The following is a 26,985-nucleotide window of genomic DNA, read 5'->3' on the forward strand; positions in this document are numbered from 1 at the left end:
AAAAGGCATAAGTTATACAGCCAACTTTTTTATTAATGAGTTAAGCATTTTTTCTATTTGTAAAGACAAATCATTAACATTAATTAAGTCATTACTTTTTAAAAACTCTAAATTAACTGCGATTTGTAATTGTGTTTGCATCTCGTATAATGATCCTCTAGAAATATTTAAAAACCGAACATATTCCTTAGTATAATTACGACCATAACCTTCCGCTATATTAGATGAAATAGAAACAGCACTTCTTTTTATTTGCGAAGTCAAGCCATATTTTTCATCTTCAGGAAATAGCTTCAATAAACGATAAACATGAGTTACCAGGTCTACTGATTTTTGCCAAACTATCAAATCTCTATAACTCTTCATTTACCAAATTTACGTTTTTTTTATAAGTGTTTTTCAGCCTTTAACTTTACATTTAGCAAATATCTTATCCCTTTATACTAATGCTTTTGGGCTAATTACCTCCTTCTAAAACAGTTCTCATTGCTTTAGCTTTGATCAAACATTCTTCATATTCGTTTAAAGGGTCTGATTTTGCAGTAATGGCACCACCAACAGAATAAGACACATATTTATTGGTTGCGTTGTATAAAATACTACGTATTACGACATTAAAATCAAAGTCGCCTGATGGCGAAATATAGCCAACTGCACCAGAATATAGACCACGTTTGGTTTCTTCTAAAGATTCAATAATTTTCATTGCCGAAATTTTAGGAGCTCCTGTCATACTTCCCATCGGAAATGTACTTTTTATAACATCTATTGGGTGTGTTTTTTGATCTACCTCTGACGTTACTGTAGATATCATTTGATGCACTTGATTAAACGTGTAAATCTTACATAATTCTTCTACTTTTACGCTACCTTTTGTGGCTGTTTGTGACAAATCATTACGCACCAAATCTACAATCATAACGTTTTCACTACGTTCTTTTTCATCTGACACTAAATTATTTTTCAAAATAGAATCCAACATAAAATCGTCCTCGCGTTTGGCTGTCCCTTTTATAGGCTGAGATATAATTTTAGTCCCTTCTTTTTTTATATAACGTTCTGGTGATGCAGATAATAAATACTTATCATTTAACTTTAAAAATGCTGCAAATGGAGGTTTTGAAATCGTGTTTAACTTATTATATGTCTCTAACGGATTTATTGTCGTGTCTTTAGCATAAAATTCTTGACAAAAATTAGCTTCGTAAATATCACCTCTGTTAATGTGACTTAACATGGTTTCAATTTTATTAAAGTATTCGTCTTTATGTATTCTAAGCTGGATTTTTATTGGGTTGTTTTCATTGTGTAGATTACTATGTAATTCATCCTTGTAATGACGTATTTCATTTAAATCTATTTCTACTTCATCATCAACCATTTTTAAATACTGTACTTCAAGACGTTCACCTTTAATTAAAAAGATTTTTTTAGGCTGAAAAAAATATAATTCAGGAAACGCTAAATCGTCATAATTTGAAGATTTTAATTGCTCCACATCATTTTTTAAATCGTAAGATAAATAACCAAAAACCCAATCGTTAGTAAGCGACTGATACTCTTTAAATTGCTCAAAAGCGTTATGATAATCGGTTTGGATTCCTGTAAAAGCATCCACAGCCAATACTGCGTCATAACTTGAATATTGTTGTTGGTAGTTATTAGAATCTAACCAAACAACATCGTCAAATTGCTGGCTCCAAGCCAATAAATTTTGCTTGAATACCTCAGGATTAGTTAGTTTATGTTTTGTAATTGTTCTCACTGAAAAAAATGTTGGGTAAAGTTAAACAGAAATGTTAAAAAAAACGAGTATTTTAGTCATGAGATTAAATATAAAATAGATGTTTCAATTAAGTAATGAGGTATTAAAAATTTCGGTTAAACCGAAAGGCGCAGAACTATGTGAAATTGCGTCAGTCAAAAACAACAAGCAGTTTATGTGGCATGCAGATCCTGATATTTGGGGAAGCTTTGCACCAAACTTATTTCCTGTAATAGGTAGTTTAAAGGATGATCAATACATGTTTGAAGGTCAAACTTACAACATGCCAAAACATGGTTTTGTTAGACATAACAAAACGATTGCACTAAGCAATGAAACTAAAAATAGCTTAACCTTTAGCTTAAAACATAATGAGGGTTTATTAAAACTGTTTCCGTTTAAATTTGAGTTTTCAATAACATATACTTTAAACCATAATACCTTAGATATTACACATACAGTAAAAAATCTTGACGATAAACCCATTTACTTTAGTATTGGTGGTCATCCTGCTTTTAAATGCCCTATTTATAATAACGAAAACTACACAGATTATAGCTTAGTATTTAGTAAACAAGAAACTGCTGAAACTTATTTACTTAATAAGACCAATGGACTGGTTACCAGCCAAACCAAACCGGTTTTTGATACTAAAAACACCATTAACTTAAGACCAGATCTATTTAATGAAGATGCGATTATTTTTAAAGATTTAAAATCAAGACAAGTCGCTTTGGTTAGTAAAACTCATGGCGAAATATTAAACGTTAGTTTTAAAGACTTTAACTATTTAGGGATTTGGGCAAAACCAAATGCACCTTATGTTTGTATAGAACCTTGGTTAGGTATTGCAGATGCTGAAAACACTACACAAGATTTAAAAACAAAAGAAGGCATTATTAAATTACCTATAAATGAAACCTTTAATGCAACCTACAGTATACAAATACATGAGCAGCATTTAGGGTAAACAAAATATAAGTAGTAATTTTGTAGGCTAAAATAATACGTTTTGAACTTTAGAGATTTAAATTTAAATACACCTTTATATAACGCTATTGACGATTTAGGGTTTACACAACCTACGCCAATTCAAGCAGAAGCATTTAATGTTGTTGCTAGCGGAAAAGACATGGTTGGTATAGCACAAACTGGTACAGGTAAAACCTTTGCTTACATGTTACCAATACTAAAAAACCTTAAATTTTCTAAACAAGACAATCCTCGTGTTTTAATATTAGTACCAACTAGAGAGCTGGTTGTGCAAGTGGTTGATGAAATAGAAAAATTAGCCAAATACATTAATACACGTGTCCTTGGTGTGTATGGAGGTACAAATATAAACACACAAAAACAAGCTGTTGCTCAAGGTCAAGACATTATTGTTGCAACGCCTGGTCGATTATATGATTTAGCGGTTAGTCGTGTACTACAACTTAAATCTTTAGAGCGTTTGGTTATTGACGAAGTAGATGTCATGCTAGATTTAGGGTTTAGACACCAATTAATTAATATTTTTGATATTCTTCCAGAACGCAGACAAAACATCATGTTTTCTGCAACAATGACTGAGGATGTTGACGATTTAATTACTGACTTTTTTACTGCGCCACAAAAAGTATCTATTGCTATTTCTGGAACACCTCTAGAAAATATTGCACAAACCAAATACAGGGTTCCTAATTATTACACTAAACTTAATTTACTAGTCCATATATTACAAGATGCTGAAACCTATAATAAAGTTTTAGTTTTTGTGTCTAATAAAAGAATGGCTGACAGATTATTTGAAGCTTTAGACGAGTTTTTTAAAGAAGAACTATGTGTCATCCACTCTAATAAAACACAAAACTACAGACTACGTAGTATTGAGCAATTTAGAGAAGGTGTCAATCGTATTTTAGTCGCTACAGACGTTATGGCTCGTGGTTTAGATATAGATAACGTAACGCACGTATTTAATTTTGACACACCTAATTTTCCTGAAAACTATATGCACAGAATAGGTAGAACTGGTCGTGCAGAACGTGAAGGACAAGCTGTTGTTTTTAGTACTGAAAAAGAACAAGACAGTCTTAAAAAGATTGAAGAGTTAATGCAAATGGAAATTCCTGAATTGAAGATTCCGGATAGCGTTACCATTTCTACTGAATTGATTGAAGAAGAACGTACGGTTATTAAAGAACGTAACAATCCAACAAAACGAAGAAAAGATGAAGATGCGCCTGGAGCTGCTTTTCATGAAAAATCTGCTAAAAACTCTAAAGAAAATTTGGGAGGAAGCTATAAATTTAAGATCGCTGCTAAATATAAAAAACCTAAAACCAGAGGAGATAAAAATTATAATAAACGTAACAAGAAGTAATAAAAAAAGCGAACCATTTGGTTCGCTTTTTTTATAGTTTTAATATGGTGTTACTTACAATTTAGCAACATCAACTTCTGAGATGTACTCTAATAAAATACTTTTCATTTTTTTGGCATCTTCTAAATTAAGACTAAAATCCTGACGTTTAAGTCCGTGAGTAGATCTTAACCAATTTTTAAAAGAGATATAAGAACTTTTACGTTTGTTTTGATAGTAATCATAACTCTTATGTTTATCATTAATTATCTTAATTATTTTACCATTAGATATCACAAAAGTCCTTTTACACTTATATGGTAATTTACCAAGTAGCCTGTCCAAATCAGAGTAGTATGTCGAGTTTACAACGACTTTGTTTCCTTTAACACTAACAATGTCAATCGCTTCATTTTCTTGCATTTCCTTTGCCCAAGAGAAAAATTTAGAGTAATCTTTTTTGTCTTCATTAACGACCAGTTTCTGCCAATATTCAGAAAAGTTTTTATGTAAAGCTTCAAAAACTGCTGTAGAATCTTTTTTATTAAAGTTTTCAATAAAATTTTCTACAATCGCTTTTTTTGATTTTGAGAAAAACCAGAAACTAAAAAAAGCAAAACAAAAGTGAAAAATAGGTCGTTTTCATAATAGGATATATTTATAATTTGAGATTACAAATATATAAATAAAAACGATTAAATGTAATTTTTATCGATAAAATACAATTTAATAAAATAAATAAACGCTGTAATGCATGAATCAACGACCAAATCACTTATATGATAATAGTTACTTTACTGTGCTTTTTTCAATCTTACAGTATCAAAGACTTTATTCAAAAAATTATAGTTAACTTTTTCTCCATGTTGTGTCCAAACAGAAGGAATTGTATCAACTCTAAAGTCTTGCTTTAAAAAAATTAAAGCAACTAAAGAATTGGGAGCTTTAGGTAATTCAAAATAACCAGTTGAATCTGTTAAAGTCGAATCTTTTCTATCGTTAGGATAATCTTTTATTACTCTTACATTAACTAGTGGCTTGTTTTCATGATAAACATATCCTTTGTAAATCGTAGGACTAGATTTACATCCATTTATTATTAAAAACATTAAGAAAATTACAATCCTCATTTCAGTTCTATTTTAGTTGAGCTTAATATAACTTAAAGTCACTAAAGAATCATTGACTTTATACTCTTTAATTAGACATCTGTAATTTTTACAGAAACTTAAACCATCCATACCAATTGAAGAATCAACCATAATTCATACTCACTTAATCACATATTACATGATAACAATTTGTAACAAAGCTGTTAATGATAATAAAATTATTCTTCTGGCACACCTTTAATATAGTTTGTGGTGTCTATTAACTCTCCTTGTTCATTATATTTAAACCACTCACCTTCTTTTTTACCATTTTGATAATTACCCTCTTCTTTCAATATCCCTGTTTTGTAATAAAAATCTTTGTATTTGCCATTACCTACACTACCAAAAGTTGTTTTATAAATTAAGTCTCCACTTACATTATACACTCTGTATCTACCTATAACTAAACCATTTTTATAATTCATAGTTTGCACCAACTTCTTATCTAATAGCCTTTTCCAAAATCCATTTTTATAACCATTGTTAAAAGCGCCTTGAGTTGTAATACCTGTTGATTCTCCTACAAAAAACAAACCTAATTTTTTCTCCAACTTCTTGGGTCTAATTTAGCAGCTTCACTATCAATCTTTTCTATTATTAAATAGCCCCTATTATATAGTTTACTGTTTTTTTTAATACGACTGTAATAAGTTGTCCCATTTATAGTTTCCGTTTTCAGTTCCAATGAGCTGATTGGAATGATTATTTTTTTTAGTTTTTCCTCCGATTTTTGCCCAAAGGAATAAATACAAAATACTAACAGTATTAAAGTAAATGGTATTTTCATATTTATTAAATATTATAAAATTTAACAATATCATCTTGCATGGCTATCCATTGGTGTTTCCAAAAAGATAATGAAACCTCACTATAGTCCATTATATTTTCAGTATTTCCTTCTTCAAAAACACAAGAGTATCTATAGTCTACATTTGAACATCTCTGACAATCAATAATGTAGTTTCTTTTTTTAAGTTGAATCATATAAAAGTACTTATAATTATTTTTTCTTTAAAATAACTAAAAGAGTAACCTTTAAAACCTTGTTTCTAATTTATTAATAACTTGAGATATTTTAAGCATATACAATTTTGCTTCTTGGTTTAAATTAGAGAAATCTGAAGATATATAAACATCTTTATCCTCATTAGCTTTATCTTTAAATTTAAGTACATAATAGGAATGATCATTAAGCTGAAGCAATGATTCTTTTGTTTCTGCATTTCTAATCTGAAAAGGAATTTGAAAAAGCGATTTTATTTTTTCTGAAGTTGGTAATAAGTAATAATAAAATTATTCTTCTGGCACACCTTTAATATAGTTTGTGGTGTCTATTAACTCTCCTTGTTCATTATATTTAAACCACTCACCTTCTTTTTTACCATTTTGATAATTACCCTCTTCTTTCAATATTCCAGTTTTGTAATAAAAATCTTTGTATTTACCATTCCCTACACTACCAAAAGTTGTTTTATAAATTAAGTCTCCACTTACATTATACACTCTATATCGACCTATTACTAAACCATTTTTATAATTCATAGTTTGCACCAACTCCCTATCCAATGACATTTTCCAAAACCCATTCTTATAACCATTGTTGAAAGCGCCTTGAGTTGTAATACCTGTTGATTTCCCCTTAAAAAATAAACCTGCATTCTTTCTAATATCTCCAAAACGCAGTTTAGTAGTGTCATTATCATTTTTTTCTATTATTAAATAGCCCATATTAAATAATTTTCTGTTTTTTTCAGAACGTGAATAATGTTTTAACCCATCAATTATTTCAATTTTCAATTGCAATGAACTAATCGGTGTAATTGGAGTTTCTGGTAAGGCATTTGGTTGTTGGCCAAAGGAATAAACACAAAATATTAATGCTATTAAAGTAATTGGGATTTTCATGCTTATTTAATATTATAAAATTTAACGATATCATCTTGCATTGCATCCCATTGGGGTTTACAAAAGATAATGAAACCTCACTATAGTCCATTATATTTTCAGTTTTTCCTTCTTCAAAAACACAAGAGTATCTATAGTCTACATTTGAACATCTCTGACAATCAATAATGTAGTTTCTTTTTTTAAGTTGAATCATATAAAACACTTATAATTATTATTATTTTTTCTTTAAAATAACTAAAAGAGTAGTCTTTAAAACCTTGTTTCTAATTTATTAATAACTTGAGATATTTTAAGCATATACAATTTTGTTTCTTGGTTTAAATTAGAGAAATCTGATGATATATAAACGTCTTTATCCTCATTAGCTTTATCTTTAAATTTAAGTACATAATAGGAATGATCATTAAGCTGAAGCAATGATTCTTTTGTTTCTGCATTTCTAATCTGAAAAGGAATTTGAAAAAGCGATTTTATTTTTTCTGAAGTTGGTATTTCAAATGTTGATATATTTTCGCATGAAAAATTAGGATTACCTTTCTCGTTACAAGAAAATAATATTGTTTTATTCAAATCCGACTTAAATAATAAGGTTGAATAAAAATCAGGATAGTTAAGAGATACTCCAAAATAAAGGTTTTCAATTTCTGTATAAGATTTAAATTTAGACTCAGAAGAATCAACTATTGTATTATGCTTATTCTCTACGCAAGAAAACCCTACTATTATGACTATATAAATTATTATTTTTTTAAACATTTAGTTATTGGACCCTCCTCTGATTAAACATTAGACATTTAAACCCGAAAAACTCTATACAATCGTTACAAATAAACAAGCATTAATAATAACATTCATAATGACTTATATATTTTTTGTTAGCATCTTTAATATTAATAATTAATTTATCTTTTTCATCATAGTTATAATGATAATACTTTATGTCGTTTGAACGTTTGTTTTTATACATAATCTCACAAAGACGTTCATTATTATATGAAAATGAATATTGACTATTAATTTGAAGATACCCTCTACTTAATTGGGTATGGAAAATTTCTTCTATTCTATTATTTTTATATAAAAACTTATACTCCTGTTTTCTACCATTACTTAAAAAATCAATTGTAATTTTTTCAATTTTATTATCTTCATTCCATAAATAGCTATACACTTTACGGTCTTTCTTTATCGTTTTGATTTGGTTTTTAAGATTGTATTCATAATCGACAAACAGAAAATCATTATAATTGATTTGTTTTAAGTTTCCATTATCATAATAGGTTAAAATGGCATCGTGTGTACTGTAGTCATCAGTAACCTTTATCTTATCAGGCTGCTCCATTTCAGGATAAACATAATAAGAATCATTTATACCATAACATGTAGTTTCTATTCTATCTACATAATAATTAGCTTCTGTTAAACGTGCTAATGAATCATACTTGTAAGCAAATAAAAGTTTATCATTATTTAGAACTTTAACTTCTGAAAATTTTGATGTATCTACTCCTTTTATTTTGTTTAAAATCAAATTATAATCTCCATAATCACAAATTCTTTGGCCAAAGCCACTTATTGAATAGACTAGTATCAAAAAAGCTATAAGTACTTTCATATTATTGTTTATTAAAATCAATGTTTTCAGTTTCTATTTCTGCTTGTTTTAATCCTTTAGATTTTGGTGTCTCAATACGTTTCGCTTTTTCACGAGGTGGATACAGTTTATTATATAAATCTCTTGGATCAAGCTTATCACCTTTTTTTATTGTAGATTGAATATTATCCTCAATCTCAATATTTATATGTACAGCTGATTGCTCTGTTCTGTCTATATTTTCTTCATATACTGCAATTATATTATTTAAAAAATCTGCAGTTGCCTCTCTAGATTTCCAAACTGCATATTCAAAACTTTTATCATCCTCATTCTCTTCTTCTACATAAATATCTGCATAAAACCCCAAACCTTCACAACCAATAACTTGACCAGACAAATTAGCTACATGAAAAAATCTATTACCACCATTTAATCTTGTCCAATGTTCAAATTCTTTATAAGGCAAGTTTTGTTGAAATATCCTTAATCCATTATGCCCACCATAATTATAATTTTGCTTTCCACTTTGAAATTCTTCAGGTAACCTTTCATCAAACTTTTTCAGTTTATTAAATATGTTTTCAATTCGTTTTTTTGTCTTTTGTCCATCCGGATTAGACTTGTCTATTTCATCTTTATTGTCATGCCTTCTAATTAAATAACCAAAATATTGGCCTTCTTTAGCAGGTGATGTCCTAGGATCTGAAACTGTAGCATAGTAATAACTTCCAATTTCAGTTTTTAAATTTAAAACACTGATAGCAGTCTCACCATCATTATAAACCCTAACCATATGAATATTTATCTCTATAGTATCACTCTCAACCTTTGGCAGTTCAAAGCTAAGTGTCTCGTTAGGATAGTTTTTTAAAGTAATAATTCCCATAACTAGTTTTCTTTTTGCTTTACAGCTTTTAGTTTAACTTTAGTAAAAGTGTCATTTAATACGACATCATTTATTATATCATCTTTCATCCATTGACCATTGTATTCAAAATCTATGGCATGATTTTCTAAATCTATATCAACGACTTCTCCTTGGGTATTTTCAGAATTTATAACTAGATAAATCTCTTGATTTTCTTTAATAGAAGCGTCGTTGATTCTATTATTTTCTAAATCTTCAATGTAATAGTTTAGCAATTTTGGTTCTGTAGTATCCAAAACCGTCTCCTCAACTTCCGCATCCAAATCCGTAACCTTCCAATACCATTCAAACATTTTCTCTCCATTTTGCAACAGTATTGCTGGAGATAATTTTATTAACGTTTGCATAGGTTGGTTATTAACACCATTAAATGTATCTTGATGCAACAAACAATAGACGTCTATAAGCTCTATTTGTCTTGTTTTACCAAAAGTAAAAGATTGAGAAATTTCTATTTTGACCCTACCCATTAAACTGTTGGAGGTCATCCACTCATAAAAAATGGGATCCTTGGTGGCTTCTAGTACGATATCAAACTGTCCACCTGTTGGTTTTGCAGAGGGAAGTCCAGACATACTAGATTGCTGATTAAAAGAGAAGTTAAAATTTAAAATATTAAAAACTTTATCTTCAACATATAGTTTTGCTGTAATACTCATAATATTGATTAATAGGACTAAATTAATTTATTAAATCGATTTAACAAGAATTTTCATATAAAAAAAGCAAACCATTCGGTTTGCTTTTTTATATTGCATTTCAACGATGTTGAAATGTTATATTATACTGTAATTACACGTGTAATGCTCTGTCATCTGTAGCTGCTAATGCGGCTTCTTTAACAGCTTCTGCAAACGTTGGATGTGCATGCGACATACGCGAAATATCTTCGGCAGAGGCTCTAAACTCCATAGCTGTTACTGCTTCTGCAATAAGATCTGCACAACGTGCACCAATCATATGTACGCCTAATACTTCGTCTGTAGTTTTATCTGCCAATATTTTAACAAACCCATCAATATCTCCTCCTGCTCTAGCACGTCCTAACGCTCTAAAAGGAAATTGACCAACTTTATAATCTGCTCCAGCATCTTTTAATTCTTCTTCAGTTTTACCTACTGCTGCAACTTCTGGCCAAGTGTAAACAACACCTGGTATTAAGTTATAGTCAATATGTGGCTTTTGTCCTGCTAAAGTTTCGGCAACAAATACACCTTCTTCTTCAGCTTTATGTGCTAACATCGCACCTTTTACAACATCTCCAATAGCATAAATATTACTAACATTGGTTTGTAAATGCTCATTAACTTCAATTTGACCTCGATCTGTTAATTTTACACCTGCTGCATCAGCATTTAAACCATCTGTATAAGGTTTACGTCCTACAGACACTAAACAGTAGTCTCCTTTAAACTCAACAACCTCTCCTTTTTTGTTTTCTGCTTTAACAATCACTTCATCTCCATGACGTTCAACAGATTGAACTTTATGAGATAGCATCATGTTAAATTTAGCTTTCTTAAATACCTTATTTAACTCTTTAGACAACGCTTTATCCATTGTAGGTAAAATTCTGTCCATGTACTCAATAACAGTAACTTCTGCGCCTAAACGTCTATAAACTTGACCAAGTTCTAAACCAATAACACCTCCTCCAATCACAATCATGTGCTTAGGGATTTCTTTTAGTTTTAAAGCTTCTGTAGAGGTGATAATACGCTCTTTATCTAATGTTATAAAAGGTAAGGTAGAAGGCTTACTACCCGTTGCAATTATTGTATTTTTAGCTTCAATAGTAGTCGTTTCTTCGCCTTCAATTCTAATATGTGTAGCATCTTTAAAACTTCCTACACCTGTAAAAACATCAATATTGTTTTTTTTCATTAAAAAGTCAATTCCACCAGTAGTTTGATCTACAACTGCTTGCTTACGACCAATCATTTTTTCAAGATTAACTTTAATGTCTCCAGGAATTTCAATTCCATGATCCTCAAAGTGCTTAGTCGCTTCTTCATAATGGTGTGAAGAGGCTAATAATGCCTTACTTGGGATACATCCAACATTAAGACAGGTACCACCTAATGTCGAATATTTTTCGATAATCGCTGTCTTCATTCCTAATTGCGCGCAACGTATTGCTGCTACGTATCCACCTGGACCAGAACCTATAATTGCTACGTCGTATTGACTCATATATTTTGTTTTTTCGCTTTCGCGGAAATTATTAAATGTTACTTTCTATAAACAAAAGTACAATTTTGTGTGATTATTCACTAAAGACTTAAAGCTAATTTTTGAATAAATATGCTATTGAAAACTGAAAAACCCTATTATAATTGTTATACGTTTGATCTTGGATTAAATTGGATAGTCCAAAATAATACCGTAGTCCAAACAACACTCTAGAATCTGTTTTCACTCCTAACTCCTATGTTAGCTCCAAAATCGGTTTGATTAACATTGGTTATGTCATTTCCAAATTGTGTTGACCCAACCTCTTTTACTGCGCCTACAGAAAAACCGACTTGTGGTCCTGCTTCTAAATAAAAATTTTTGTCTGGATAATACCTCAAGCCAATGGGTAAGGTTATATAATTTAAGACAACATCTTCAGCACCTACAGAACTAAACAATACTTCTGGCACTAATTGTAATGTTTTATTAATCTCCAACGCTCCTGTCATACCTATATGAAAGCTAAAACGTGATGAATACTCGTCTGAAAAATCACCAGAAATAGTAGCGATATTACCTCCTACTTTTATTCCAAAATAAGAGGGCTTATTGTTTTTTTGTGCAAAACTTAGGGCTGATATTACTAATAACAAATAAATTAAATGGTGTTTCATATTTTGATTTAAATAGATTACTACTGTTAAAAATAAAGTTTATAGCTTAAACGACACAGTAAAAATTAAATAGGTATTGCGGTAGTACTTTTAACTTCGCTAATAACAAACATACTGTGTGTACTACCAATATGATTGATATTAGTTAGCTTTTCTACCATAAATTCTCTAAAAGCTTCCATGTCTTTAACCACAACCTTAAGCAGGTAATCATAATCTCCACTAATATGATGGCACTCTAAAACTTCTGTTAAATTAGTCACCTCTTTTTCAAATTGTACTACGTATTCTTGAATGTGTTGTGAGAGTTTAATATGACAAAAAGCAACAAAACTTTTATCTACTTTTTCTTTTTTAACTAACGCAACATACTTATTAATAACACCATTGTTTTCTAATTTCTTAATACGCTCAAAAACAGCAGTAACAGATAAGTTTAATGCATTAGACAGCTCTTTATTAGTCTGTTTACTATCGGTTTGTAATAATTGTAGTAGTTTTTGGTCAATAGCATCAAAGGTCATAAAGGAAAAATTTTCAGTTTTAGTTAATCAATTTCAAATATAATAAATTAAATTTCTAATAAATCAACATATGTTAGTTTTATATTCCTAATATTATTAATTACATTGATTAATAATCTAATAATACTGATATTTGGTGTAATCAACACTAAAACTATTATTATGTCATTTAAACCAGCAAACAACATACAAGATTTACAGTATTTTGGCGAATTTGGAGGTGTTAATCCTTCTATTTCCGACTCCTCTACCTATACGTTTTTATCAGCAAAAACAATGTTTGATACGTTTGAAGGCAATGCAGATGGATGCTACCTCTACTCTAGACATTCTACACCTTCAAATTTATATCTAGGCGAAGCTTTAGCTGCTATGGAAGGGACTGAAACCGCTAACGTCACTGCGTCTGGTATGGGAGCAATCACACCTGTAATCATGCAATTATGTGGTCAAGGAGACCACATTGTATCCAGCCGAACCATTTATGGTGGTACCTATGCGTTTTTAAAAAACTTTACACCTAGATTTGGTGTCAACACCAGTTTTGTTGACATTACAAAATTAGATACTGTTGAAGCTGCAATAACAAATAACACTAAAGTGTTGTATTGCGAGTCCGTTAGCAACCCTTTACTAGAGGTTGCGGATATTAAAGGTTTAGCTAAACTTGCCAAAAAGTATAATTTAAAACTGGTTGTAGACAATACGTTTTCGCCTTTATCTATTTCACCTGCGCTATTAGGTGCTGATATCGTAATACATAGTTTAACTAAGTTTATTAATGGCTCCTCAGATACGGTTGGCGGAGTCGTTTGTGGTACACAAGAGTGTATTGACAGCCTAAGAAATGTTAACGATGGCGCTTGCATGCTTTTAGGCAGCACTATGGATAGTTTAAGAGCTGCTTCTGTTTTAAAAAACTTACGCACGCTACACATCAGAATGCAGCAACACAGTGCTAATGCTTTATATCTAGCTCAAAAATTTGAAGCTTTAGGACTTAAAACCGTCTATCCTGGTTTACCCTCTCATCCTTCGCATAGTCTATTTAAAGCTATGATGAATGACAAATACGGTTTTGGTGGTATGCTAACTATTGACGCTGGATCTTTAGATAAAGCGAATGCGTTAATGGAGCTAATGCAAGAAAAAAACCTTGGCTATTTAGCGGTAAGTTTAGGCTTTTATAAAACGTTATTTTCTGCTCCTGGTAGCTCAACATCTTCAGAGATTCCTGAGGACGAACAAGAAGCAATGGGATTAAGTAATGGATTAATTAGGTTTTCTATTGGTTTAGATGCAGACATACAGCGTACTTACCAAATAATGCACACCTGCATGAAGGACTTAAGCATAATTTAAGACCACATCAGTGTATAAAAGGTTTAGTTAACGCTAAACCTTTTATTATTTTAAATACTATTCAAACAGTATTTCGGGTGATCTAATTTGTAACTAATAATTAAATAAAAGTTAAGCAAAAACAGACAAAGCATCGTCTAAAACACCTAACATACTAATTGTCAGAACATAATTCAATTTGCAAAACATCTTGTAAAATCGTAACATTACACTTCCTAAAAACTAACTAAATGCAAGACGACAATATTTCCAAAATCGACATTAATGACCAAAAGATTATTGACAATAAAGAGTTAAGCTTATTAGAAGCCTTAATTCCGGTGGTAATCCTAATGTCTCTATTAGCTTACAATATCTTTTTTGTAGAGGGTCAGGAATGGTTTGGGACATATACCAATCATATCATTTTATTAATTGGTGGACTTGTCGCTGCTGGTGTTGGGCTATTTAATAAAGTCTCTGTAACTTTAATGTTAAAAGAAATCTGGGAAAACCTTAAAAGCGTTTTTGTACCTATTATGATACTGTTTTTAGTGGGTGCACTTGCTGGTACTTGGTTAGTTAGTGGTATTATTCCTGCAATGGTATATTACGGGTTGCAAGTCTTAAATCCTGCTATATTTTTACCGGCTTCGGTTATAATTGCTGCAATAATATCCATTGCAACTGGTAGTAGCTGGACCACATCTGCAACCGTTGGTATTGCGTTAATTGGTATTGGTAGCGCATTGGGTATTGCACCAGGTATGATTGCTGGAGCAGTTATCTCTGGCGCTTATTTTGGAGATAAAATGTCACCATTAAGCGACACCACAAACCTAGCTCCTGCTATGGCTGGTACAGATTTGTTTACGCATATTAAATACATGGCATATACTACAGTACCTACTCTAGTAGTAACGTTAATTGTATTTACAATCATTAGCTTTTCTATTGACTCTACAGGTAGCTCTGACACAACATTTATACTGCAAACCATAGACCAATATTTTAATATCACACCTTGGTTATTTTTAGTACCAGTCGCAGTTGTAGGTCTAATTTTATTAAAAACAAAACCTTTAATAGCATTAGTATCTGGTGTAGCATTGGCAATTGTTTTTGCATTTGTGTTTCAACCTAAATTATTAACATCAATAACAGACTCATCTACTAATACAATCATTAATGCTGTATTGGTTGATACTAATGTCGAAATTTCTAACGAAAAATACTTAGAACACTTTACAGAAAAAGACATCCAAAAAATAAATAAAGACACAGACAAACTAGAAAATTTATTTACAGATAATGACCTAAATGGTGTATACACGTTAACATCATTAAAACAGTTTTTTGCAACATCATACTCAGAGCAATCAGTAATAGATAAAAAAGCCGAAAATTTAGACAAACTAATCACCATTAAACGATTAAAAAAATTATTTGGAGCTGGAGGGATGAACGGAATGCTATGGACCATCTTTTTAATTTGCTGTGCCATGGTCTTTGGTGGTATCATGGACGCAATTGGTGCCTTATCTAGAATCACTAAAGAGTTACTTAAAATTGCCACTAGCGTCTTTGGTTTATTCACAAGCACAGTAATAAGCTGCTTAGGATTAAATGCTATAGCATCAGACCAATATTTAGCAATTGTAATACCTGGTAAAATGTTTAAAAAAGCCTATAAAGACAGAGGGCTTGCGCCAGAAAACTTGAGTCGTACCTTAGAAGACTCTGGTACAGTAACCTCAGTACTAATCCCCTGGAACACCTGTGGTGCTTACCAATCCGGTGTATTAGGTGTTAGTGTTGCAGATTATTTTGTATACGCTGTCTTTAACTGGTTAAGCCCTATTACTACATTGCTATTTGCTGCGTTTTCAATTAAAATAAGACAGCTAATAAGTAAATAGCTCCAAACTATTTTTAGACAAACAAACTATAACAAAAATTTATAGCCCAATAAGATTTTAAAATTTTATTGGGCTTGTTTTTTTAACATTCAACCATATCTTTGCCACTCAAAAATTAATCTAATAACTAAAAATTTTTAACACTATGGCTATAGTAGGAAAACAATTTCCAGACTTAACAGTAGACGCAATGAACGAAATGGGTGACACCTTTAAACTTAACGTTCTTGAAGAAGCAAAAAACAACAAGAAAAAAGTAGTATTATTCTGGTACCCAAAAGATTTTACTTTTGTTTGCCCAACAGAATTACACGCTTTTGAAGCTGCAAAAGAAGAGTTTGCAAAAAGAAATACTATAGTAATTGGTGCCTCTTGTGATACTCCAGAAGTACACTTTGCTTGGTTAAATACACCTAAAGATAATGGTGGAATTGAAGGAGTAACTTACCCAATTTTAGCAGACTCTAACCGTAACCTAGCCTCTACTTTAGGTATTTTAGATATCACTAACGAAACTTATAACGAAGAAACAGGTGTCGTAACCGTTGAAGGTGACAACGTAACTTACAGAGCCACTTACGTAATCGACGAAGATGGTGTTGTGCAACACGAAGGAGTTAACAACATGCCAATCGGAAGAAACGTAAACGAGTTTTTACGTATCATTGATGCCTTAACGCACGTACAAGAAAAAGGAGAAGTTTGTCCTGCAAACTGGGAAGAAGGTAAAGACGCAATGAGCGCTAACAGAACTGGTACTGCTGAGTATTTAGCAAATCACGTAAACTAAGCTATTATGGTTCAAGAATTAAGTCAAGACAATTTATCAGAAATTATTGCAAACAACAACACCGTTGTAGTACAATATTCTGCAACTTGGTGTGGTAACTGTCGTATCATGAAACCAAAGGTTAAGAAATTAGCTGGTGAGCTAGAAAACATTACGTTTGTTATCGCTGATGCGGAAAAATTTCCGGAATCAAGACAATTAGCTACGGTAGATAATTTACCGACGTTTGCCACATTTAAAGACGGAAAATTTGTAAATCAAACACAGACTAACAAATTTGACGTATTAAAAGACTTAGTAAACGAAGTAGCCTAATACAAAAAACGTCAGTTCTAGTGATTTTGAGATACTAAAAATGGTATCCAGAACAACTGTTGACACAGAAATTAAAAAATACTTATCAATGAAATTACCAGTAATAAAACACCTAGCGCAATTTATAGAAGATAACGACGAAGATTACGTTATCGAAACCATTGAAACGCTAGAAGCATTAACCGAAGTACCATCCTTAAAAGATGAAGAGCTAGACGTTATCGGAGAGCTAATCTCTAATATGTATGGTGCAATTGAAGTTAATAAAATGATTAAAGACGGTACTCCTAAAAAAGAAGCGGTAAATAACTTTATGAAACGTGTTTTAGGATCTATTGATAAATAAGACTAAAGAAAAAGAAAAATTTAAAAGCCACTTTGCAATCTTGCAAGGTGGTTTTTTTTATGCTGTTACGTAAAACCGTAAGGCCTATCCCCTAACCTTGTAATACCTTTACTACAAATAAAAATACGTAGTTATACGTATTGTAATTATTATTTAGTAATTGTAGTTTAGCTTACTAATAATACAGCTATAATAAAATAAAACTTATTTGATATAAGTTACTAAAAGTTGTCATAACGGGAAATACAACCCCAAAAACAACTATACTAGTTGTGTGCCATTAGAGAAAACTATGAACGAACCAATAATAATTGCCGAATTAGGAAAAGTTTGGGGAAGAGATGCAATCTTTCTTGACGGAATTGAATTTGAGGGAACTCACTCTGTAAAATTGACTGGAGATTTTAATGGTTCGCTCTGTGAAAATGTGAATGATGAAAATGGGAAATACATTCCTTACGAAATAAGCTTTAAAGGAATTCTTGAATTTAAGATAACTGAACTTGACTTTTATAATGACAAAAATTATGTTTCAAGTTTTGAGAAAGTAATTGACTCTAGAAGAATTTCTAAATTTAAAAACGCATACGATGGAGATATAAAAGTAAAAGACTCTCACGAACATTATATTTTTCATACTTATGACAATGTGATTGAAATAATCGCTAGTGAATTTGAACTCAAACTTAAACCAAAAAAAGAAGAAAAAACGGCACACAACAATGTATAACCGCAATTACGGCGGATTCGACTACGTCCGAATCCACTCGGAATTGCTAAGGCTAGTGCTAAACCGAAAATTAACGCATATTAACCCGTAACTGACGGTTATACTAGACCGTTAGCAAAAATTAAAACCAAGATGAAAACAAGAAAATTATTAGTACTATTTACAATTGCCGCTTTTTTTAGTTGCGTTCAGGAAGACGATTTTACAGAAACAAATTTAGCAGAAGACAACTCTTCTCAAGCAAAATATGTTTTTGTTAATGAGGAATATTCTATTACACCAAATGATGGTATTGATGACTCTCAAGCTTTACAACAGGCTATTAATGAATCAAATGATGCCATTTTAGTTATTGATGCTGGTATTTATCATTTAGACTGCCCTATTGTCTTTACCCCAGAAATTAATATCGTAGCAAACACAAATAACTCGAATATTTTGAATCCAACAGGACTAAAAATACAAGGTGATGGAATTAATAGTACTATTTTTATTAATAGAAGTAATGATTATGCTTTCAAATTGATTGGAGTTAAGAACTCTTCTAACGAATTAATACCATATAAATTCCAAACAAACGGTTTTTTTACAGATTTCTCTATTTATAGTCCTAGTTTACCTTCCGAAAATACAGGAATTTGTAATACAAATAATGAATCACCTAAAGGAGGTGTACTTATGTTTGGTTGTAGAGCTTTTAGTTATAACAATTTTAGTATAATAGGATTTGAAAATAACCAATTTTCAGAAAATGGTATTTACGCACCTTTAGTAAGCTCATTATCAGTCTATTTAAATCAACAGTTCAACAACTTCATAATTAGTGAGTTTGATAACCCTGATTCTTATGCGTCTACATCGACCAGAATTGAGAATGTTTCTATAGATTACTGTGATGGTTATGCTGTGAATGGAGAAAATGGATTAGGCTTCAATTTCAGTTCTAAAAACCTTAAAATTTATAGATGTGAAAACGGAGGAATATATACAGCAGGACATTCATCTTCTGTTGAAGGAGGTCTAATAACTGGATGTGGTTTTAATGGTAACTCTAACACAGCTGGAATTGTAATAGATAGAGTACAAGCAAATCCAAATGGATTTAATGTAAAAGAAGTAGAATTTGATGGAAACAATAATCATCACATCTGGCTAAAATCATCAATTAATGCTGAAGTTACATTAAATAGGTTTGTTAATAGCCACTATATAAAAAGTGCTTGTAATATTGGAGGTTTTTACAATTTTGATAATTACGTTTCAGGTATTAATGTAAATAATAACTTTTTTAGATATGGTACGACGACTAGAATTGATAATAACGGCATACCTCTTAATGACATATTATTGTCCAACTTTGAAAGTGCTATAGAATTAAATAATCGTATTAACTTTTCTATTGTCAGGGATAACAATTTATATACTGACTTTCCAAATGAAATTAATGATTCTAATTTTTACGAAATAAAACCTGGATTTTCGCAAGGAAATAATTTAGTTATTCATAATGGTATAACCATTGTTGATAATAATAATTCACCTTTCTTCATTGTTGACAATCGCTATACATCAGCATCAAATTTAATGATACCATCAGGCTCTAATAGAATAAAAATAGATTGGTCAAATATTATACAAGACAGTGCGGATTCATTTGACCTTACTTCTGAAAGTTATTATACTACTTCTGTAGGGTATTATACTTTCAACTTAACTTTAGGCATAGATGATTTAGCAGTTGGAAAAACAATTAAAATAGATTTTGGATATGAAGAAAATGGTAATTTTATTCCTTTAAATTCACAGTTTCATACATCTAATTCAAATGGTTATAATACAATAACATTTTCAACAAATGTTTATATAAGTAATCTTAAAAATATTGAAGTAAGGATAACAAATAACTCTGGTGATACTTTTGAAATATTATCTGGACCGAATGTCACCAATTTTTCAGGAAATTTGAATTAAATAACTTTTGCTAACAATGGCTATAAGTAATTGCTTGTTCTCGCCTACTTCTGAAAATCCTCGCGGATTTTCAGCTTGATGTGTACTTGCAAAGTTAAGTGCTAACCCACGCAACTACTCATAGCCGAGACCGTTGTGCATAATACAAAAAAACTATGAGTGAATTAATTGGAAATGGATCTGAAGAAAGATGGTATCCTATTCCGATACATAAAATAAAGAATCATTTGACAAAATACGAGATTGATGAAAAGTTATGTCCTGATTCAAAATTTATTATCGCCAACATAAGCTATAACATTCAATACGTTCAGTATTTAAGAAAAACTTTAAATGAATTAAACCTTCCCTCTGTTATAGAAATCCAAACAATCAAAAGTTTTATCGTTATCAGCACTTCCATAATTGAGGCTATTTTTTACTTAATATGTTGTAATGAAAACTTAAGAAAAAAAGTAATTTGGAAGGAGTTTAAGACTATTGGAAAATCAGAGTTTAAAATTGACCAAAAATCATTAAAAAGTGAAACTAAACTTTTTGAAAAAAATGCAGAATCAGATTCTGAATTTGAATCAATGACCTTTGACCAAATGATAAAAAAAATAGAAACAAAAAAGGTATTAAAACAAGAAAATCAGTTTTTCAAAGATTTAAATCATTTAAGGAAATTAAGAAATAAAATTCATCTTCAGGAAACAAAAACAATAGGGAAAACAGATTATAATTCGTTCTGGAAACCTGAATATAATTTATCAAAAAAGAATTTACGATTATTACTACTTGATGAAATGTTTATGAAAGATGAGTGGAATGTAGAATTATTTGAATTTTTAAAAATATAAAAGTACTATGCACAACACCGGGTAAAAAATAATTGCGGTTTAGTGCTTAATCAAAGGCAATTGTGTGTTTGCTGCATCTGATTTTCCTTCGGAAAATCCTCGCATACAGACCCGCAACTTTCCATATACAAACACGTTAGGCACAAGCGAAAAACTGAACATAAATAATTACAATATAAAAAATATTATGAAAAAAATTATTAATCGCATTAGTTGGTATAACCTTTGGGATTAGAGCTCAAGATGAAACTATTAATGGAAAATTATATATTAAAGACTTTTTACGATTAAGTAGTCCTAACACTCAAATAATCCATTTAAGACCAGATGCTGGGTATGGAAGTTATATTTATTGGGCCGAAAACAGTGTCGCTGAACGAGGTATTTTAGGTTTTGATGCAGGAAGTGGTGATTTAGTTTATAAATCGGGAGCATATAACTTTACCAATGGAATTGAAAGATTTAGAATTACTTCAACTGGTAATATTGGAATTGGAACAACTACACCAAACGAAAAACTAGAAGTTAATGGAGGGCTAAGAATTTCTAATTTAGAAATTAATTCAAGTTGGAGATTGATTTCAAATGCCGATAGTAGCTTTTCTATAAAAGAAACGGGGTTTTCTGGGGCATTTAATATATATGGAAATGGAGGAGTAAATGTGAATTTAATGAATTTAAAAAACGGAAATGTTGGAATCGGAACAACAACTCCTGATTCAAAATTATCAGTAAATGGAAAAATACACACAAAAGAAGTTAAGGTAGATTTAATAGGTTGGTCTGATTTTGTTTTCGAAAAGGAATATAATTTACCAACACTTATAGAGGTTGAAAATTATATTAAAGAAAAAGGTCACTTAAAAGACATTCCAAGTGCTGAGGAAGTAGAAAAAAACGGGGTTCTACTTGGAGAAATGGATTCTAAATTATTGCAAAAAATAGAAGAATTAACACTTTATACTATTCAACAAGAGAAACGACTAAACACAATTGAATCAAAAAACAAAAAGCTTGAAGAAGAAAATGAAACTTTAAAGGTCTTGAATTTAAAACTACTTGAATTACAAAAAAGACTAGAAAGTCTAGAAAATAAATAAACGCCAGTGCCTAACAATGTGTATAATTAATACGGGCTTTTGTTCTTAATCCAAAGTTTTGTGTATTTTTACTAAGTCCTCCAAATCGTTTGATTTGGCTTTAGAACAAAAAAGATAAAACAAAATAAAAAGTTTTGGCTAAGTGCTAAACTGAAAGTCTTGGAACTTTCTATTCCCATATTAACCATACACTCAAGGTTACCTGCAAGCAGAAAACAATGACGCAAACTGAATTTAGAAAAAAATTATCCGAAACAAAAAACACTAAATGGTTCAATTCAGTTGAAATTAACTTGAGATATACTCATCTTAATTTAAGTTTTAAATTTAAAGGCTTCGGGCATATTCATAAATTTTTAAGTCAACAAATCAAAGGTTGGGAAAAGTTATCTGAAAACTTACCAAATGAATTACTTGCATCAAAAAAGCATTTTAAAATTATAGAAAGCCTACTAATTAACTTTATAAATACATACGGAAGTCAAGAAAATGAGGCGCATTTAAAAAGTTATTTTAGAAGCCAACAAAATCAAATTCAAAGACAAACAATAACAAATTTCACTTATGATTGCCCAGAAACTGAATTTTTAATTGAAGTATATAAAAATCATACTAAATCATTTATTGGTGCACATACTTATATAACTGGAGATCTCAATCAAAATATATCTGTAAAAGATAATTTTAATGGTTATTTGTTAGCGTATGAGTTTACATTAAAAGACTCAACTTTAATAACAGAGAGAACAAATAAAGAAAAATCTTCTCTTTCTAAATTAAGAAATGATTTTCAAAATAGTCTTCCCAAGTTAGATAGTGATCTTGTAGAGCATCTAAAAAATAGCACAGAAAAATACGAGGAGTTTGGAATATCTTTAGACAAGTTTAAAGAAGAAAAAGAAAAAACATACTCTGACTGGTTCATTAACACAAAAGGTTCTTATGAAAAATTTAGCAAAAAATCTGATGACCGTTTAAAAGAGCTTGAGGAAACTTATCAAGAAAAATTAAAGCTAGAAGAACCTGCATTATATTGGTCAAGAAGAGCCGAAAAACTAAAAAAACAAGGTTGGATTGCTTTAGCTGTTTTAGTTGGACTAGTACTAATTGTTGCTTTCTCTTTAGGAAAGTTACTTTGGATAACACCAGAACACATCTATAAATCGTTTTTTAATGGAGATAAAAGTACAGCAGTTAGGTGGTCAATAATTTATATAACTTTTATTTCATTTATGGCATTTTCAATAAAAGCTGTTACGAAAGTTATGTTTAGTTCATTTCATTTAGCTCGTGATTGTGAAGAAAGGCATACTTTAACATATTTCTACTTATCTCTGTTAAAAGATTCAAAAGTAGACAAGGAGGAAAAACAACTGATTATGCAAGCATTATTTAGTCGAGCAGAAACTGGACTTTTAAAAGATGATTCAACACCAACTATGCCGAATGATATTATAGGGAAATTTATAAATAAATAAAGCCCGCAGACAACACCTTATAAAATTTATCACTAGTTCTCCCCTACTTACGAAAACCCTCCCGGATTTTCAGTTTCATGTATATTTGTAAATCTAACCGCTAAATCAATCAACTACTAATAAAACAAACCTTTACAAGTAATTTACTAACTCAATCTAATGAAATACGCTCTTCTAAATAATAAAAGAATTGAAGCTAAACCAAATTTAGTTGCTGAATGTATTTGTTGTGGTGAAAAAGTAAGATCTTATTGTGGTAAAATAATAATACATCATTGGAAACATATTAAGTTAAGCGAATGTGATAAATGGCATGAAAGCGAAACCCAATGGCATAGAGAATGGAAGAACAAATTCAAAAAAGAGAATCAAGAATATATAATGTTTAATCCTGAAAATGGAGAAAAACATATAGCTGATATTCATTTAAAAAACATTAATTTAACAATTGAGTTTCAACACTCACCAATTGAAATTAATGAAATTAAAGCACGTGAGTCATTCTATGAGAAACTAATATGGATTATAGATTTAACGCATCATAAAAAAAATATAAGTTTCAATTCAAATATATTTAAAGCATTTGATAAATTTACTGACAGAATAATTAGTAAAGATTGTCAATTAATTAAAAAAGTTAAAGACAAGAAACTTCAATTAGAAATAACCAAATCAGAAAATAAGTTTAATAAAACAATTGAATATTACTCTAGAATAAAAAACAAATATTTTCCTGCTTACTTTAAATATAATAATAAATCTTCATCAGCAAAAAGAGTACTGAAAGCCTTAATTGCTGAAAAAAATGAGAATCCAAATATAAAAGGCTATTCTTATTCAGATGAAAACTTAACAAACTTAAAAGTAATTAGTGAATTAGATAAAACAGATGTTCATCTACTAATGATTTGGAAAAACAAACATAAAAGATGGTATGAAGCTGAACAACCTATATTCTTTGATTTAGGTGACGATTATTTATACAGAAATATCGAAAACATAAAATCATCAAACGGAATAATCGTTAAAAAATATAGTAAAGAAAAATTTGTAAGACATTATAAAGAAAAAAACAGATAAAAACCAACTAATGTTTAACTAAAGCACTTCTATAATTATCATTATAACTTAGTCCTAATTTTATTATTGAAAAGTCTTTTTAATAGACACATCAAAATGTTTAACCACATCACAACGTACAGATATAGTAATAAATATAACTAACTTCGTAATTAAGGACTTTATACGTTATAATAACCTATTTAATTTACAGGAGGTTAGTAATAAAGGGCTTTATTTAATTAGTTGGAAAACATTTGTCAAAAACGACCAAATTAAACTAAAAACAGTAATAAAATAAAAAATGAATATCAGTTTTGACCTTGACAGCACATTGATTCCTAATGGAAAAGAATTTGAAACTGAAACCAGAAGTGTAATGGCCAAATTTTTTGGGATTGAAGAAATTCGAAAAGGAACACAAGAACTAGTTACAGACTTACAAAATCAAGGACACAAAATTCATATTTATACGACATCATTTCGTAGTAAAAGAAAAATAAGACGGACTTTAAGATATTACGGAATAGAAGTAAACAAAATTGTAAACGAAAAAGAAAATCGAAGAGTTTTAAAATCTCGAAATATTAACTCCTCGAAGTATCCTCCTGCTTTTAATTTTGATTTACACATTGACGATTTAAAAGGTGTCGGGATTGAGGGCAAAAGATTTAATTTTAAAACAATTATTATACAACCAACTGATAAAGATTGGATTGAAAAAATTAAAAGCGGAATAGAACAAACATTTGAATTAAAAACACTCAAAAGTCTATTAAAGGAACTTTGGTTTCAATCAGATGATTGTACAAAACCAATTGGAAGTATTTGGTATTCTATTCAGGAAGTTTCGAAATCTACAGGTTATAAAAGAGAGGAAATAAGAAAATATTTCAATTTATTAATTGAGAATAAATATATTGAGAATACTTCAAAAAAACCTTTGTTATTTGAGTTTACAGAAAAAGGTGAAAAAATTAAAACAGATTTAGAAATAGAAAATATAATAACAAACGTTAGATAACACCATATTAAATTAAGGACTAACATGCTCTTACTTTCAAAAATACTCGCCGATTTTTTATTCGGTTTATATTTACTAACTTTAGTACTTAAATCTCGCAACAACCCCTTACATATACATTGGCAATAATTTGAAAAAACAGATTTACATATTAAGCTTATTGATTATATTATTTGCGTTTTCTTGTAAACAAAATTCGTCCGAAAAAGAACTAAATGGACATTGGCGTGATATTGAAAATGAATATAGTACTTGGCACTTTTATCCTGATAGCATAGTTTTTAAATATTCAGGAATTACTCAAAAGAAAACAGAATGGAAAGCCAATAAATCACAAATAAGACTGGAAATTCCAACTTTCGATAGAAATTCAATGGGAGAATTTGTTGATACTATCAATAAGGTCAGTATTGATTACAAACTTTCAAGTAAAAAAGATAGTCTAATTGGTACCATAAACAGTAATTATGGTAAACATAAATTAAATTTACTTAGAACGAAAAGCTACTCTGAATATCTACATAAAAAATTTGGAATTGAATTTACTTTACCAAAAACAGATTCAGCTGAATTAGTAAAATTAGACCCTATCTATGGAATGAAAATTTTCATGTATATCGAAAACAATAAAATTAAAGGAAAAACTGAACTGTCTAATTCTTTAAATAATCTAGAGTCTGATATTATAAGTTTCCGAGAAAAATTACAAACTTACTATGGACCTAAAGATTGGCGCAATCTAAAATTTTATTTAAGTGTTTATGCAGACAATAATATTCCAGATTCAACAATTACTAAAAGTCTAGCTATTACTACAAAAAGCAATTTTTTTATAAATAATAATTTTCCAAGACCACCAAAAAACCATTCACATCCAATGAAAATATATAGAATGTATGAAAATGAGACAATAGAATTTAGAGCTAAATTTAATGGAAAAACAATAAAAAGCAACGCTAATACGGTGTATTAATTGCTTGCTAAGCCTACTTACAAACACC

General features: G+C 30.1%; 31 protein-coding genes. 15 read left to right on the forward strand and 16 right to left on the reverse strand.

The genetic code is table 11. The features are described 5' to 3' along the window. Positions 1-12: 12 nt before the first annotated feature. Entirely contained in the window at positions 13-366 is a 354-nt protein-coding gene (locus AC0L4B_RS13395; protein ID WP_473437359.1) for a four helix bundle protein, read from the reverse strand. 91 nt (positions 367-457) lie between these two features. Beyond that, the gene (locus tag AC0L4B_RS13400; RefSeq protein WP_473437360.1) at positions 458-1,765 is read right to left on the reverse strand and encodes an anthranilate synthase component I family protein; all 1,308 of its coding nucleotides are present in this window, start codon (positions 1,763-1,765) and stop codon (positions 458-460) included. 79 nt (positions 1,766-1,844) lie between these two features. Between AC0L4B_RS13400 and AC0L4B_RS13405 the strand changes: the two genes are divergently transcribed. Continuing rightward, positions 1,845-2,735 carry an aldose 1-epimerase family protein gene (locus tag AC0L4B_RS13405; RefSeq protein WP_473437361.1) on the forward strand — a complete coding sequence of 297 codons (891 nt, stop codon included), beginning with the start codon at positions 1,845-1,847 and terminating at the stop codon, positions 2,733-2,735. A 42-nt stretch (positions 2,736-2,777) separates the two neighbouring features. Further along, positions 2,778-4,130 (forward strand): DEAD/DEAH box helicase, encoded by a 1,353-nt coding sequence (locus tag AC0L4B_RS13410; RefSeq protein WP_473437362.1) that lies wholly within the window; start codon positions 2,778-2,780, stop codon positions 4,128-4,130. Positions 4,131-4,184: 54 nt separating this feature from the next. Here the strand turns inward: AC0L4B_RS13410 and AC0L4B_RS13415 are convergent, their stop codons facing one another. The 14 genes from AC0L4B_RS13415 to AC0L4B_RS13480 form a co-directional block, all read right to left on the reverse strand. Further along, the gene (locus AC0L4B_RS13415; RefSeq protein WP_473437363.1) at positions 4,185-4,532 is read right to left on the reverse strand and encodes a hypothetical protein; all 348 of its coding nucleotides are present in this window, start codon (positions 4,530-4,532) and stop codon (positions 4,185-4,187) included. A gap of 371 nt (positions 4,533-4,903) precedes the next feature. Then, on the reverse strand, positions 4,904-5,239 hold the full coding sequence (locus AC0L4B_RS13420; protein ID WP_473437364.1) for a hypothetical protein: 336 nt from the start codon (positions 5,237-5,239) through the stop codon (positions 4,904-4,906). A 200-nt stretch (positions 5,240-5,439) separates the two neighbouring features. Further along, positions 5,440-5,814, reverse strand: a complete 375-nt coding sequence (locus AC0L4B_RS13425; RefSeq protein ID WP_473437365.1) for a toxin-antitoxin system YwqK family antitoxin — start codon at positions 5,812-5,814, stop codon at positions 5,440-5,442. After that, the gene (locus AC0L4B_RS13430) at positions 5,799-6,050 is read right to left on the reverse strand and encodes a hypothetical protein (protein WP_473437366.1); all 252 of its coding nucleotides are present in this window, start codon (positions 6,048-6,050) and stop codon (positions 5,799-5,801) included. The genes AC0L4B_RS13425 and AC0L4B_RS13430 overlap by 16 nt, the downstream gene beginning before the upstream one ends. 5 nt (positions 6,051-6,055) lie before the next feature. Next, positions 6,056-6,247 (reverse strand): hypothetical protein, encoded by a 192-nt coding sequence (locus AC0L4B_RS13435; RefSeq protein WP_473437367.1) that lies wholly within the window; start codon positions 6,245-6,247, stop codon positions 6,056-6,058. 51 nt (positions 6,248-6,298) lie between these two features. After that, positions 6,299-6,466, reverse strand: coding sequence for a hypothetical protein (locus AC0L4B_RS13440; RefSeq protein WP_473437368.1), 168 nt, complete (start codon positions 6,464-6,466; stop codon positions 6,299-6,301). A gap of 90 nt (positions 6,467-6,556) precedes the next feature. Beyond that, positions 6,557-7,168, reverse strand: coding sequence for a toxin-antitoxin system YwqK family antitoxin (locus AC0L4B_RS13445; RefSeq protein ID WP_473437369.1), 612 nt, complete (start codon positions 7,166-7,168; stop codon positions 6,557-6,559). Between the two features lie 252 nt (positions 7,169-7,420). Then, positions 7,421-7,927, reverse strand: a complete 507-nt coding sequence (locus AC0L4B_RS13450) for a hypothetical protein (RefSeq protein ID WP_473437370.1) — start codon at positions 7,925-7,927, stop codon at positions 7,421-7,423. Between the two features lie 82 nt (positions 7,928-8,009). After that, a complete protein-coding gene (locus AC0L4B_RS13455) occupies positions 8,010-8,786 on the reverse strand; it encodes a hypothetical protein (protein WP_473437371.1) in 777 nt (258 codons plus the stop codon). 1 nt (position 8,787) lies between these two features. Then, positions 8,788-9,654 (reverse strand): hypothetical protein, encoded by an 867-nt coding sequence (locus AC0L4B_RS13460; RefSeq protein WP_473437372.1) that lies wholly within the window; start codon positions 9,652-9,654, stop codon positions 8,788-8,790. Between the two features lie 2 nt (positions 9,655-9,656). Next, the gene (gene tssD / locus AC0L4B_RS13465) at positions 9,657-10,355 is read right to left on the reverse strand and encodes a type VI secretion system tube protein TssD (RefSeq protein ID WP_473437373.1); all 699 of its coding nucleotides are present in this window, start codon (positions 10,353-10,355) and stop codon (positions 9,657-9,659) included. Positions 10,356-10,488: 133 nt separating this feature from the next. Next, entirely contained in the window at positions 10,489-11,889 is a 1,401-nt protein-coding gene (lpdA, locus tag AC0L4B_RS13470) for a dihydrolipoyl dehydrogenase (RefSeq protein WP_473437374.1), read from the reverse strand. Between the two features lie 209 nt (positions 11,890-12,098). After that, complete coding sequence (locus AC0L4B_RS13475) at positions 12,099-12,545, reverse strand: porin family protein (RefSeq protein ID WP_473437375.1); 447 nt, start codon at positions 12,543-12,545, stop codon at positions 12,099-12,101. A gap of 65 nt (positions 12,546-12,610) precedes the next feature. Beyond that, the gene (locus AC0L4B_RS13480) at positions 12,611-13,069 is read right to left on the reverse strand and encodes an Lrp/AsnC family transcriptional regulator (protein ID WP_473437376.1); all 459 of its coding nucleotides are present in this window, start codon (positions 13,067-13,069) and stop codon (positions 12,611-12,613) included. A gap of 162 nt (positions 13,070-13,231) precedes the next feature. Here AC0L4B_RS13480 and AC0L4B_RS13485 point away from each other — a divergent pair, with 162 nt between their 5' ends. From AC0L4B_RS13485 to AC0L4B_RS13545, 13 genes are all read left to right on the forward strand, one after another. Next, on the forward strand, positions 13,232-14,431 hold the full coding sequence (locus tag AC0L4B_RS13485; protein ID WP_473437377.1) for an aminotransferase class I/II-fold pyridoxal phosphate-dependent enzyme: 1,200 nt from the start codon (positions 13,232-13,234) through the stop codon (positions 14,429-14,431). A gap of 230 nt (positions 14,432-14,661) precedes the next feature. Next, positions 14,662-16,329 carry a Na+/H+ antiporter NhaC family protein gene (locus tag AC0L4B_RS13490; RefSeq protein ID WP_473437378.1) on the forward strand — a complete coding sequence of 556 codons (1,668 nt, stop codon included), beginning with the start codon at positions 14,662-14,664 and terminating at the stop codon, positions 16,327-16,329. A 145-nt stretch (positions 16,330-16,474) separates the two neighbouring features. Beyond that, complete coding sequence (locus AC0L4B_RS13495) at positions 16,475-17,119, forward strand: peroxiredoxin (RefSeq protein ID WP_028290820.1); 645 nt, start codon at positions 16,475-16,477, stop codon at positions 17,117-17,119. 6 nt (positions 17,120-17,125) lie between these two features. Continuing rightward, on the forward strand, positions 17,126-17,434 hold the full coding sequence (locus AC0L4B_RS13500) for a thioredoxin family protein (RefSeq protein ID WP_473437379.1): 309 nt from the start codon (positions 17,126-17,128) through the stop codon (positions 17,432-17,434). Positions 17,435-17,522: 88 nt separating this feature from the next. Continuing rightward, a complete protein-coding gene (locus tag AC0L4B_RS13505; RefSeq protein WP_028606173.1) occupies positions 17,523-17,780 on the forward strand; it encodes a DUF6952 family protein in 258 nt (85 codons plus the stop codon). Positions 17,781-18,072: 292 nt separating this feature from the next. Further along, positions 18,073-18,510 (forward strand): hypothetical protein, encoded by a 438-nt coding sequence (locus tag AC0L4B_RS13510; protein ID WP_473437380.1) that lies wholly within the window; start codon positions 18,073-18,075, stop codon positions 18,508-18,510. A gap of 132 nt (positions 18,511-18,642) precedes the next feature. Then, the gene (locus tag AC0L4B_RS13515; protein WP_473437381.1) at positions 18,643-20,481 is read left to right on the forward strand and encodes a hypothetical protein; all 1,839 of its coding nucleotides are present in this window, start codon (positions 18,643-18,645) and stop codon (positions 20,479-20,481) included. A 155-nt stretch (positions 20,482-20,636) separates the two neighbouring features. Then, positions 20,637-21,323, forward strand: a complete 687-nt coding sequence (locus AC0L4B_RS13520) for a hypothetical protein (protein ID WP_473437382.1) — start codon at positions 20,637-20,639, stop codon at positions 21,321-21,323. A 575-nt stretch (positions 21,324-21,898) separates the two neighbouring features. After that, the gene (locus tag AC0L4B_RS13525; protein ID WP_473437383.1) at positions 21,899-22,423 is read left to right on the forward strand and encodes a hypothetical protein; all 525 of its coding nucleotides are present in this window, start codon (positions 21,899-21,901) and stop codon (positions 22,421-22,423) included. Between the two features lie 218 nt (positions 22,424-22,641). Next, positions 22,642-23,901 carry a DUF6161 domain-containing protein gene (locus AC0L4B_RS13530; RefSeq protein ID WP_473437384.1) on the forward strand — a complete coding sequence of 420 codons (1,260 nt, stop codon included), beginning with the start codon at positions 22,642-22,644 and terminating at the stop codon, positions 23,899-23,901. Positions 23,902-24,060: 159 nt separating this feature from the next. Further along, on the forward strand, positions 24,061-24,981 hold the full coding sequence (locus AC0L4B_RS13535; protein WP_473437385.1) for a competence protein CoiA family protein: 921 nt from the start codon (positions 24,061-24,063) through the stop codon (positions 24,979-24,981). A 283-nt stretch (positions 24,982-25,264) separates the two neighbouring features. Continuing rightward, positions 25,265-25,984 carry a hypothetical protein gene (locus tag AC0L4B_RS13540; RefSeq protein WP_473437386.1) on the forward strand — a complete coding sequence of 240 codons (720 nt, stop codon included), beginning with the start codon at positions 25,265-25,267 and terminating at the stop codon, positions 25,982-25,984. Between the two features lie 160 nt (positions 25,985-26,144). After that, positions 26,145-26,957, forward strand: a complete 813-nt coding sequence (locus AC0L4B_RS13545) for a hypothetical protein (protein ID WP_473437387.1) — start codon at positions 26,145-26,147, stop codon at positions 26,955-26,957. The last annotated feature ends 28 nt before the right edge of the window (positions 26,958-26,985 follow it).

Source organism: Olleya sp. NP1-10, from assembly GCF_055804415.1.